The organism is Actinophytocola sp. (genome assembly GCF_045807065.1).
Classification (GTDB): Bacteria; Actinomycetota; Actinomycetes; order Mycobacteriales; family Pseudonocardiaceae; genus Actinophytocola.
The window spans coordinates 1-10,589 of sequence record NZ_JBJMIE010000645.1 but is presented as its reverse complement, the minus strand read 5'-3'; the positions used below and the strand labels follow the sequence as shown (position 1 = coordinate 10,589).

Sequence of the window (10,589 nt, the reverse complement as noted above, 5' to 3'; positions counted from 1 at the left end):
GGACGGCCGCGTTGTCGGTGACGACGACGTCGCGTTCCGGGGTCGCTGTGACGGCGTGCAGCGGGAACTGGAGGTTGCTCGAGTCGTACGGGTCGAGGGTCAGGCCGTCCACCGGCACCCTGACGACCGGTAGGTCGGTCTGGCCGGTCACGACGACGAGGGTGTGCTGGTTGAGCCAGTCGACGCCCACGGCGTTGTTGATCGTCCGTTGTTGGAGGGTGCGGGGGTTGGCCAGGCTGACCGAGTCCCGGTCGCGTACGACGGCGGCCACGACCAGTTTGCCGTTGGTCATGACCATGGCGGCTCGGGTGCCGTCGCGGGACAGGCGGAACTCGCGGATCGGGCCGAAGTCCTGTAGGGACGTCGCGTTGACCTCCACCGGGGTCCAGCTGCCGGTGCCGGAGCGCACGACGCGTACGACGTTGCCGTCCTCGACGGTCCACAGCTCGTTCGCGTCCTGGCCCTCGACGCTGGACACGCGCCAGGTCGGTCTGGTCATCGTGGTCGCGTCCAGGGCGATCTCCTGCAGGCTTTCGCTGCCGTAGCGGCCTACGCGCAGTCTCAGCTTGTCGCCGTTCTTCGTCACGACCGCGAGTTGGCCGCCGTCGATGGACTGGGCCGCGCTGACGACGTTGTAGCTGCCGTTGCCGGCCGGGCCGGGGACGGGCTTGCCGTCCAGCAGGGTGTACAGCCGGCCGGCGGAGCTCATCAGGCCCGGCTGGTCCGAGCTGGGCTTGGTCAGGGCGTCGTACTGCTTGATGTCCGTCGGGCGCCAGTCGCCGTGGCCGGGGATCAGGTCCTGGCCGTCGCCCTTGATGCGGAGGCGGCTGGACGTCACGTCCCGCATGGTCAGGACGATCTGGGCGGCGATCAGCTCGCGCTGTTCCTCCGGTTTGTCGCCCAGCGGTCCCAGGTCCACCACCAGTGTGCCGTCGCTGTCCTCGACGACGTTGGTTCTCGTCGTCACGCCCTGCAGCGGGGTGGCCAGTGAGCGGCGCATGGCGTCGGACGGGCCGAACAGCAGCGTGGAGATCACCCGTCCCGGCAGGCCCTCCTCGGGCTTGGCGGCCACGTAGCGCTGGTCCGGCACGATGATGCGCAGGTCCGGGTCGAAGAAGTACACGGTGACCGGGCGGTAGCTGGCGTTGAAGTCCGACAGGGGCACGTACAGGCCCTCGGGCGGCTCGTCGATGCGCCACTGGCCCTTCTCGCGCACCACGCCGACCCGGAACTGGTTCTCGCCGATCATCGGGACGAACGCGTTGTCGGAGCCGAGGCGGCCGAGGACGGTCACGCGGAGCATCACCGAGACGCGGGTGATCGGGCCGCTGCCCTGGTCCTTGCCGGCCTGCACCTCGTCCTCGGCCTGGTCCGGCACGGTGCCGAAGATGTCGTCGATGATCGTCGGCTTGTAGTCGCCGCCCCAGTCGTGCTGGCCGCGCTTCGTCAGGTACTGCCTGGCGGCGTCGGGGTTGCCGGACCGCCGGACGAACTCGCGCACGAGGTCGAACGGGTTCAGGTTGGCGCTCGGCGGCGGCTCGGCGGCCTCGCCGGTCGACGGCTGCTGGTCGTCGCGGACCGCGTGCGGGGTCGACTCCTCCGGGATGTTCGCGCAGCCGGCCAGGAACAGGACCACGAACAGCAGCGCGGCGTAGGCGCGGCGCCGCACGGCCGGCGGTCGCCGCGTTCGGCGACGTGCTTCGCGAGCTGTGCTCATCGGGCCTCCTCCCAGACGGGCGCCGGTGGTTCCAGCTCGGGTTCGGCGTCCTCGCCGGCGGCGACCGTGACGCGCACGGCGTCGGCGTCGGCGATCGGGTCGACGTCGGCGGCCAACTCGGTGGGCACCTTGGCGTCCGGCGGCGGCAGCGGCAGCGGGTTTTCCGTGTACGGGACGTCCTGGTGGCGCGGCAGCGTCAGCCGGAAGCACGCGCCCTTGCCCGGCTCGCCCCACGCGTCGAGAGCGCCGCCGTGCAGGCGGGCGTCCTCGAGGCTGATCGCGAGGCCGAGGCCCGTGCCGCCGGTGTGCCGGTTGCGGGACGGGTCGGCGCGCCAGAACCGGTTGAACACCAGGTCCGCCTCGCCGGTGCGCAGGCCGACGCCGTAGTCACGCACGGTGACCGCAAGCGCGTACTGGTCGGCCGCCATGCGCAGCCGCACGGGGTGGCCGTCGCCGTGGTCGACCGCGTTGGCCAGCAGGTTGCGCAGGATCCGCTCGATCCGGCGCGAGTCGACCTCCGCGGCGGTCTCCTCGTCGGGCAGGTCGAGGATGATCTCCGTGCCGGCGTTGCGGGCGATGGTGGAGACCGTCTGCGCGGCGCGCATCGCGATGGGCCGCACGTCGCTGTACTCGGCCGTGAGCTCCTCGACGCCGGCGTCCAGCCGGCTGATCTCCAGCAGGTCGCCGAGCAGCGACTCGAACCGGTCCAGCTCGTCGACCAGCAGCTCCGAGGACCGCGCCAGGCCGGGCGGGAACTGCTCGCGGGACGCGTGGAGCACGTCCGCGGCCATCCGCACGGTGGTCAGCGGCGTGCGCAGCTCGTGGGAGACGTCCGAGGTGAACCGGCGTTGCAGCCCGCCGAACTCCTCCAGCTGGCGGATCTGTTTCTCGATGCTCTCGGCCATCTTGTTGTACGACTGCGCGAGGCGTGCGACGTCGTCCTCGCCGACCACGGCCATGCGCTCGTCCAGCTCACCGCCCGCGAACCGCTCCGCGGCCTGGGCGGCGCTGCGGACCGGCCGGACGACCTGCCTGGTCACGAGGTTCGCGATGCCGGCGAGCAGCAACAGCAGCACGAGGCCGCCGACGAGCAGCGTCGACTGCACGACCGCGATGGTCGACTGCTCGGCGGTCAGCGGGTACAGCATGTACAGCTGCATCTGTTGCTGCTGCCCTGACCCGAACGGCGCGCCGACGATGAGGAACGTGGTGCGCCCCGACGGCCGGTCGACCGAGTGGATCTGGACGGCGAGCTGGCCGTTCTCCACGAAGTGGCGCAGGCTCTCGGGCACGTCGCCGTACGGGCCGGCGCTGACCGTCTCCTCGCCGGCACCCTGGGCGGGCTGCGGGCTCGCGAGCACCGGCTCGAACGTGCCGGCCGAGGAGCTGACCGTGTCGGTGTTCGGCGTCGAGCTGGTGAGCTTGTTCCGGGCCTGCTGGAGCAGGGTGCGCACCGGGTCGGTCGACAGGTTCACACCCTTCAGCTCCCGCTGCGCCACCGCGAGCGAGTCGCGGGTGGCCGCGATCGCCGCCTCCTCCTTGGTCTCGAGGAGGCGGTCGGTGATCTGGTTCTGCAGCACCATGCCCAGCACGAACACCACGGCCGAGGACAGCGCGAGCGTGCTGACCACGACGCGCACCTGCAGCGAGCGCCGCCACAGCTCGCCGAAGCGCATCGCCCGCGCCCGCCCGAACGCGACCGCGCGGGCGCCGTAACGGGCGACCGCGCGGAGGTACCGCTTCATGCCGGCTCCTCACCCACTCCGTGGCGCCGGAACGCTCCGCAAGCTCCAGTCCACCGGCGCCGTCCGAGCCGGCGGGAGCATCGATGACTCGCTCCGCGAGCTCCGCTCATGCGGACCGTCCGATCACGGTGGGCCAGCCTTGTAGCCGACACCGCGTACCGTCAACACCACCTCGGGGTGCTCGGGGTCGGTCTCGACCTTGGACCGCAGTCGCTGCACGTGGACGTTGACCAGCCGCGTGTCCGCGGCGTGCCGGTAGCCCCACACCTGCTCCAACAGCACCTCGCGGGTGAACACCTGGCGCGGCTTGCGGGCCAGGGCCACCAGCAGGTCGAACTCCAGTGGCGTCAGCTGGATGGCGACGCCTTCGCGGGTGACCTCGTGGCCGGGCACGTCGATCGTGAGGTCGCCGATGGACAGCATCTCGGCGGGCTCGGAGTCCGTGCGGCGCAGCCGGGCACGCACCCGAGCGACCAGCTCCTTCGGCTTGAACGGCTTGACGACGTAGTCATCCGCACCGGACTCCAGGCCCAGCACTATGTCGACCGTGTCGCTCTTCGCCGTGAGCATCACGATCGGCACGCCGGACTCGGCGCGGATCGCCTTGCACACGTCGATCCCGTTGATACCGGGCAACATCAGGTCGAGCAGTACCAGGTCGGGCCTGAGCTCGCGCAGCGCGGGCAACGCCCGGTTGCCTTCCGCCACCACCGCTGTGTCGAAGCCTTCGCCCCGCAGCACGATGGTCAGCATCTCGGCCAGAGCCGGGTCGTCGTCCACTACCAGCACACGTGCCTTCATGGTTACATCGTCGCACTTCGTGAGGCTCATTCGTGCGGGACCCGGCCGGTTCATCCGGATACCGCAGTTCGAGTGACAGGTTGTAACACTTTCGCAGCCGCCGGCAATCTACCCGGTGAGCTCGTGAACCTTACTCGGGGGAGGACGCGGATGGGCATCAGGCGGCTCAACCATGCGGTGCTCTATGTACGCGACGTGGCACGCAGCGTGCAGTTCTACACGGACGTTCTGGGCTTCCACGTCGTGCACCGCCGGCACAACGCCGCCTTCCTGCGGGCCGCCGAGTCCGACAACGACCACGACCTCGGGCTGTTCCAGGTCCGCGGTTCGGCGACGAGATCGACCGGTGTCGGCCTGTACCACCTGGCGTGGTCGGTCGGCACCCTGCCGGAGCTGGCGGACTTCGCCGAGCGACTCGCGGCGGTCGGCGCGCTGGTGGGCTCGTCCGACCACGGCGTGTCGAAGTCGCTGTACGGCAAGGACCCCGACGGGTTGGAGTTCGAGGTCTCGTGGTTCGTCCCCCGCGACCGCGTGACCGACGAGATGTCCGCGACCCCGACGATCGCCCGCCTGGACATCGAGGCGGAGATCGCCCGCTGGGGCGCCGACCTCGCCGGCGCGCCGTAGTTCCCGGCCTATTCCGCCAGCTTCTTCGCCAGGTCGGCCGCGTCCGGGGCCGTGGTGCCGTCGACGACGTGCCACGGGGCCAGCCAGCCGTCCTCGGCGAGACCGTCGTACACGGCGGCCACTCTGGACTGCAGCGCGTCGTCGGACTCCCAGGTGTCGCGACCGCGGTCGGCCTCGGTGCGGGCGCGGTGGGCCGAGCGTTCCGCCGCGACGGCGGGCGGGACCCGCAGCAGGAGGTGGGCGTGCGGGACCGGGACGGCGAACCGCTCCAGCTCGATCGCACGCACCCAGGACACGAACTCGCCGCGGGCGTCCTGGTGCAGGCGGGCCGCGCCGAACGCCGCGTTCGAGGCCACGTAGCGGTCGAGCAGCACGTACTCGTGCGTGTCCAGCGCGGCGCGGACGTCCGGGGCGGCGGCGCGGCGGTCGAGCGCGTACAGCATGGCCATGCCGTAGACCTCGTCGCCGAACGGGCCGAGCCTGCCGTGCAGACCGTCGCGGATCAGCTCCCCGTACACGTCCGTGTCGTAGCGCGGGAACGCCATGCGGGCCACGCGGCCGTCCAGGGCGTGCTCCAGCGCGGCGGTCAGCGTCCGCTTGCCGGCGCCGTCGATGCCCTCGATCACGATCAGTCGTCCCACGTCGGGCACCCTATCCGCCGCCGCGCCGCTCCTACGCGAACGGCACGTGCCACCAGGGACTGGTCCGGTCGGCCACCAGCAGGCGGTGCGGCCCGAGCACGGACACGTACATGTGCCCGTACCTCTCCTCGTCGAAGCGGATCACCCGGCCCAGGGCGTAACCCGCGCTGAAGTCGGCCCACGACGAGTAGTGCTGGCGGCACAGCTCCCCCGCACGCAGCACGATCCGCTCGGCCGCCGGGTAGTCGCAGAACCGGCCGCCGTAGCCCCACCGGGCCATGTTGACCGCGCGGCCGAAGTCGTAGCCGAACACACTGGTCACGATGCCGTTGGGCGGCAGCAGGCCGTCAGTGCGGAAGCGGGACTCGTAGCGGGTGATCACCCCGGCCAGCTCGACCAGCTCGTCGACCTCCGCGGGCGGCCTGCGCTGCCGGCGGGCCCAGCCGCCGACCGCGTTCTGCCAGGTGAACAGGTCGTAGTGGCCCTGCTGGCGCAGCAGCGTGCGGCGGACGTTCAGCACCGCGTCCGCCGCCGGGCCGACGTTCTGGCCGGCCAGCAGGTAGTCCACCTGCCTCGACCAGTCCTCGGCCGTCTCCACGCCCCAGTTCTCGGCCAGGCTCTCCCGGTTCTCCTGGTAGTCCCGGACCGGATCGTCCAGCGCGTTCCACGGGCTCGACACGTGCACGGCAATGTGCGCGCCGCACGCGAAGCCGTGTGCGAGAGGTCCGTAGAACGGGCCGTTCGGGGCGCCGACCACCCCCTCCACGTGATCACACACCACCACACCGGCGGAGTGTAGCCACGTGCAACGACACCCGTGGTCGAATCCGTCCTGGGGACATGAGACTCATGCTCGTGGCCCTGCTGCTCGTCCTCGCCGCCTGCGGCCAGCGGCCCACCGGCGAGGCCGCCGCACCCGCACCGGACCCGTTGCGGGGCAGGACCTTCCTCGCGACCGCGGTCACGGAGGACGGCCGGCCCCGGGACATGCGCCTGTCACTGCAGTTCACCGACGACGGGCGGCTGGTCGCCAGGGCCAGCTGCAACACGATGCAGGGCCAGGTGGACACCGGCGACGGCAGGCTGGTGATCGACGGTGGACTGTCCACCACGGACATGGGCTGTGAGCAGGCGCGGTTCGCGGAGGACGCGTTCGTCACGCGGGTGCTGGAGGCCTCCCCGTCCTGGGAGCTGCACGACGGGGCGCTGACGATCACCTCCGGCACCACGAAGTTCGAGCTGGGGCCGCGCGAGGCCGTCGACCCGGACCGCGCGCTGGCCGGCACGACGTGGGAGCTGGACACGCTGCTCGACGGGCAGGTCGCGTCGAGCATGGCCGCCGGGGCGCAACCCGTGACGCTCGTGTTCACCGGCACGGAGGTCCGCGCCGACACCCACTGCAACGGCGTCCGTGGTGACTACACGATCGACGGTGACACCATCGATGTCGAGCTGGGTCCGATGACGAGGATGGCGTGCGCGCCTGAGATCATGCAGGGCGAGAACGCGGTGGTCGGCGTGCTGACCGGCAAGGTCCAGTACCGGATCGAGGCCGACCGCCTGACGCTCACGAACACGTCCGGCAAGGGGATCCAGTTGCATGCCAGGTGAGTTGCCCGAGATGGAGTTCGCCGACCAGGCCGCGTTGGCGGCGTGGCTGGCCGAGCACGCCGACACCCCCGGCATCTGGCTGCGGATCGCCAAGAAGGGCACCGGCATCACCTCCGTCGACCACGACCAGGCCCTCGAGGAGGCGCTGCGGCACGGGTGGATCGACGGCACCGTGCGCCGCGTCGACGACCAGTGGTTCATGCAGAAGTTCACGCCGCGCTCGCGCCGGTCGCGGTGGTCGCGGATCAACAGGGAGTCGGCGGAGCGGCTGATCGCCGAGGGCCGGATGTTCCCGCGCGGCCTGCGTGAGGTCGAGGCGGCGAAGGCGGACGGCCGCTGGGACGCGGCCTACGCGGGACCGGCGTCGTCCACGGTGCCGGACGACCTGGCCGCGGCACTCGCCGCCGCCCCGTCCGCGCAGGCGTTCTTCAACACGCTGACCAGCCAGAACCGCTACGCCATCCTGTACCGGGTCGAGGAGGCCAAGCGCCCGGAGACCAGGGCACGCCGCATCGAGAAGTTCGTGGCGATGCTGGAGCGTGGCGAAACCCTGCACTAGCCGCCTCCCCGGAATTTCCATGTGTTGGTTACGACCCGACGAGCGTGCGGGTGTCGAGGCGGGCTGAGTGGCATCAGGTTCCCGTGAGGTATCTGTTGATCGGGCCCAGACCGTGTACGAGGATTCGACTCCCGCCATCTCACGTTTCCGCGGGTCCCGGCGTCTTCCTGGTGTGATCGTGAAACCGTTCGAACAGGTCGTGGCCGAGTACGGGTCGATGGTGCTGCGGGTCTGCCGCGCCGTCGTCGGCCCGGTCGACGCCGAGGACGCCTGGTCAGAGACGTTCCTGGCGGCGCTCAAGGCGTATCCGGAGCTGCCCGCCGGCGCCAACGTCGAGGCGTGGCTGGTCACGATCGCGCACCGCAAGGCCATCGACGTCACCCGTGCCCGCGCGCGCCGACCGATCCCCGTCCACACCGTCCCCGAACAGGCGAGCACGGCGGCGACGGTGGACGGCGACCTGTGGGACGCGGTGGCGAAGCTGCCGGACAGGCAGCGCACCGCCGTCGCCTACCACTACCTCGGCGGGCTGCCGTACAGCGAGGTCGCACGCATCACCGGGGGCAGCACCGACGCCGCCCGGCGCGCGGCGGCCGACGGCGTCAAGGCCCTGCGGACCGCTACTGAGAGGGAGGAAGCATGACCGAGGAGCTTTTCGGGTCGGCCCCCGAGATCGACCCCGAGACCACTCGCCGCCTGCACGAGCGCCTTGTCGCCGCGGCCGCGCGGGAGCAGCTGCTGGACGTGGCCTACCGCACGCTGGACACCCCCGTCGGCACGCTGCTGCTGGCCGCGACCGAACAGGGCCTGGTCCGCGTGGCCTACGCCCGCGAGGACCACGACGCGGTGCTGGCGAAGCTGGCCGACGCGGTGAGCCCGCGCATCCTGGCGGCCCCCGCCCGGCTGGACCCGGCGACGCGGCAGCTGGCGGAGTACTTCGACGGCAGGCGCACAGCGTTCGAGTTGCCACTGGACTTCCGGCTGGCCCGCGGGTTCCGCCTCGCGGTGCTGAACCACCTGCCGGCGATCGGCTACGGGCACACGGAGAGCTACGCGCAGGTCGCGACCGCGGCGGGCAGCCCACGCGCGGTGCGCGCGGTCGGCACGGCGTGCGCTACCAACCCGTTGCCGGTCGTGGTGCCGTGCCACCGCGTGGTCCGTTCCGACGGGTCGTTCGGCGGGTACGTCGGCGGCGAGGACGCCAAGCGGACCCTGCTGACGTTGGAGGCGGCGTGAACAGGTTCTCCAAGCGGGTCGCCGCGGCCGACTGGGCCGCGGTGGCCGCCGAGGTGGACGAGTACGGCTGCGCGCTGCTGCCGCGGCTGCTCACGGCGGCCGAGTGCGCCCGGGTGGCCGGCCTGTGGGACTCCCCGGAGCGCTTCCGCGCGACGGTGAACCTGCGCCGCCACCGCTTCGGGGACAACGGCGACTACCGGTACTTCGCGTCGCCGTTCCCGTCACCGGTGGGAGAACTGCGGGACGCGCTGTACCCGCGGTTGCTGCCGATCGCGCGGGACTGGGCCGCGCGTCTCGGCTGGGACCCGGAGTGGCCGGACACACTGGACGAGTGGCTGACGATCTGCCACGAGGCCGGCCAGACGCGGCCGACGCCGATCCTGCTCCGCTACGAGGAGGGCGGCTGGAACGCACTGCACCGGGACCTGTACGGGGAGAAGGTGTTCCCGTTGCAGGTGGTGATCAACCTGAACGAGCCGGGGGTCGACCACACGGGCGGGGAGTTCCTGCTCGTCGAGCAGCGGCCGCGCGCGCAGTCCCGGGGCACGGCGACGCTCATCCCACAGGGGCACGGGCTGGTGTTCACCACGCGCGACCGGCCGGTGCGGTCGGCGCGTGGCTGGTCGGCGGCACCGGTGCGACACGGCGTGTCCGCGGTCCGCTCCGGCCGACGCCACACCCTGGGCCTGGTCTTCCACGACGCGACATGACCTACACGCTGGTCGGGGCGGATGGGAGGTCCTACGAGAGCGCGACACCCGGCACACTCGGCGGGTACCGGCGCCGCAGGATCTACGGCCGCCTCGACTGCCCGTCGGCGCTGCGGGCGATCGCGCGCGGGGAGTACGTGTGCCACCGGGTGTTCTTCGCCGACGAGGCCACCGCGCGCACGGCCGGCTACCGGCCGTGCGCGGTGTGCCTGCCGGAGAAGTTCCGCACCTGGAAACGCGACGGGTAGGTCCGGCTCGTACAGCCTCTCGACGTCCGCACGAGTGTCCCTTTCGCCCGCACTGGTGGACGAAAGTTATCCACAGCCCCCCGCCGACGTGCGGTTTTGTCGGTGCCCGCCGATAGACTGGCATCGGGGCCGCCCCCGGGATGGGTGGGGGTCTGCCCAACCACCTGCGCTGCCGTTGATCATGAAGCTTGCGCCGAGTCTCATCGGTCGGCTCATGAGGCTGTCCGACCGGTGGACCATCGCCAGCAAGTCACGCGGATTCCTGGGCCCCGCTGACGCGCGCTGGAGGTCGAGGCGTCACGACGCAGAGGCCGGCCCCCGCGATGCGGGAGCCGGCCTCTGCGTGCTCAGGCCTCAGTAGCGGTAGTGGTCCGGCTTGTACGGACCCTCGACGTCGACGTCGATGTACTCCGCCTGCTCCTTGGACAGCTTGGTGAGCTGACCGCCCAGTGCCTCCAGGTGGATGCGGGCGACCTTCTCGTCGAGCTTCTTCGGGAGGCGGTAGACCTCCTTGTCGTACTCCTCGTTCTTGGTGAACAGCTCGAGCTGCGCGATCACCTGGTTCGAGAAGGAGTTCGACATCACGAAGGACGGGTGGCCGGTCGCGTTGCCCAGGTTCAGCAGCCGACCCTCCGACAGCACGATCAGGACCTTGACGTCGTGTTATTTGAAGTTGTTGTTGTTGGGATTGAGT

General features: G+C 71.1%; 12 protein-coding genes and 1 pseudogene. 7 read left to right on the top strand and 6 right to left on the bottom strand.

The genetic code is table 11. The features are described 5' to 3' along the window. The 3 genes from ACJ73U_RS37710 to mtrA form a co-directional block, all read right to left on the bottom strand. Positions 1-1,717: LpqB family beta-propeller domain-containing protein (locus tag ACJ73U_RS37710; RefSeq protein ID WP_407782555.1), on the bottom strand; the 1,717-nt coding region annotated here is incomplete at its 3' end. Then, entirely contained in the window at positions 1,714-3,462 is a 1,749-nt protein-coding gene (gene mtrB, locus ACJ73U_RS37705; RefSeq protein ID WP_407782554.1) for an MtrAB system histidine kinase MtrB, read from the bottom strand. The genes ACJ73U_RS37710 and mtrB, both read right to left, overlap by 4 nt. Before the next feature lie 123 nt (positions 3,463-3,585). After that, a complete protein-coding gene (mtrA, locus tag ACJ73U_RS37700; RefSeq protein WP_407782553.1) occupies positions 3,586-4,263 on the bottom strand; it encodes an MtrAB system response regulator MtrA in 678 nt (225 codons plus the stop codon). A gap of 150 nt (positions 4,264-4,413) precedes the next feature. On the opposite strand from mtrA, the gene ACJ73U_RS37695 reads away from it, so the two are divergent. After that, positions 4,414-4,890, top strand: coding sequence for a VOC family protein (locus ACJ73U_RS37695; protein WP_407782552.1), 477 nt, complete (start codon positions 4,414-4,416; stop codon positions 4,888-4,890). 8 nt (positions 4,891-4,898) lie between these two features. On the opposite strand, the gene ACJ73U_RS37690 is transcribed toward ACJ73U_RS37695, so the two are convergent. Together ACJ73U_RS37690 and ACJ73U_RS37685 are read right to left on the bottom strand one after the other, a co-directional pair. Further along, positions 4,899-5,531 (bottom strand): dTMP kinase, encoded by a 633-nt coding sequence (locus tag ACJ73U_RS37690; protein WP_407782551.1) that lies wholly within the window; start codon positions 5,529-5,531, stop codon positions 4,899-4,901. Between the two features lie 31 nt (positions 5,532-5,562). Continuing rightward, positions 5,563-6,315, bottom strand: a complete 753-nt coding sequence (locus ACJ73U_RS37685) for a DUF1266 domain-containing protein (RefSeq protein WP_407782550.1) — start codon at positions 6,313-6,315, stop codon at positions 5,563-5,565. A gap of 56 nt (positions 6,316-6,371) precedes the next feature. Here ACJ73U_RS37685 and ACJ73U_RS37680 point away from each other — a divergent pair, with 56 nt between their 5' ends. From ACJ73U_RS37680 to ACJ73U_RS37655, 6 genes are all read left to right on the top strand, one after another. After that, complete coding sequence (locus tag ACJ73U_RS37680) at positions 6,372-7,142, top strand: META domain-containing protein (RefSeq protein WP_407782549.1); 771 nt, start codon at positions 6,372-6,374, stop codon at positions 7,140-7,142. Then, positions 7,132-7,701, top strand: coding sequence for a YdeI/OmpD-associated family protein (locus ACJ73U_RS37675; RefSeq protein WP_407782548.1), 570 nt, complete (start codon positions 7,132-7,134; stop codon positions 7,699-7,701). Before ACJ73U_RS37680 ends, ACJ73U_RS37675 begins: the two co-directional genes overlap by 11 nt. Positions 7,702-7,873: 172 nt before the next feature. Then, positions 7,874-8,344, top strand: coding sequence for an RNA polymerase sigma factor (locus tag ACJ73U_RS37670; RefSeq protein WP_407782547.1), 471 nt, complete (start codon positions 7,874-7,876; stop codon positions 8,342-8,344). Next, positions 8,341-8,937, top strand: coding sequence for a methylated-DNA--[protein]-cysteine S-methyltransferase (locus ACJ73U_RS37665; RefSeq protein WP_407782546.1), 597 nt, complete (start codon positions 8,341-8,343; stop codon positions 8,935-8,937). Before ACJ73U_RS37670 ends, ACJ73U_RS37665 begins: the two co-directional genes overlap by 4 nt. Then, entirely contained in the window at positions 8,934-9,647 is a 714-nt protein-coding gene (locus tag ACJ73U_RS37660) for a 2OG-Fe(II) oxygenase (protein ID WP_407782545.1), read from the top strand. Before ACJ73U_RS37665 ends, ACJ73U_RS37660 begins: the two co-directional genes overlap by 4 nt. Further along, positions 9,644-9,895, top strand: coding sequence for an Ada metal-binding domain-containing protein (locus tag ACJ73U_RS37655; protein WP_407782544.1), 252 nt, complete (start codon positions 9,644-9,646; stop codon positions 9,893-9,895). Before ACJ73U_RS37660 ends, ACJ73U_RS37655 begins: the two co-directional genes overlap by 4 nt. A gap of 354 nt (positions 9,896-10,249) precedes the next feature. Here ACJ73U_RS37655 and ACJ73U_RS37650 read toward each other — a convergent pair. Then, positions 10,250-10,555: pseudogene (locus ACJ73U_RS37650) on the bottom strand (adenosylhomocysteinase); the annotation flags it as partial. Positions 10,556-10,589 lie beyond the last annotated feature (34 nt).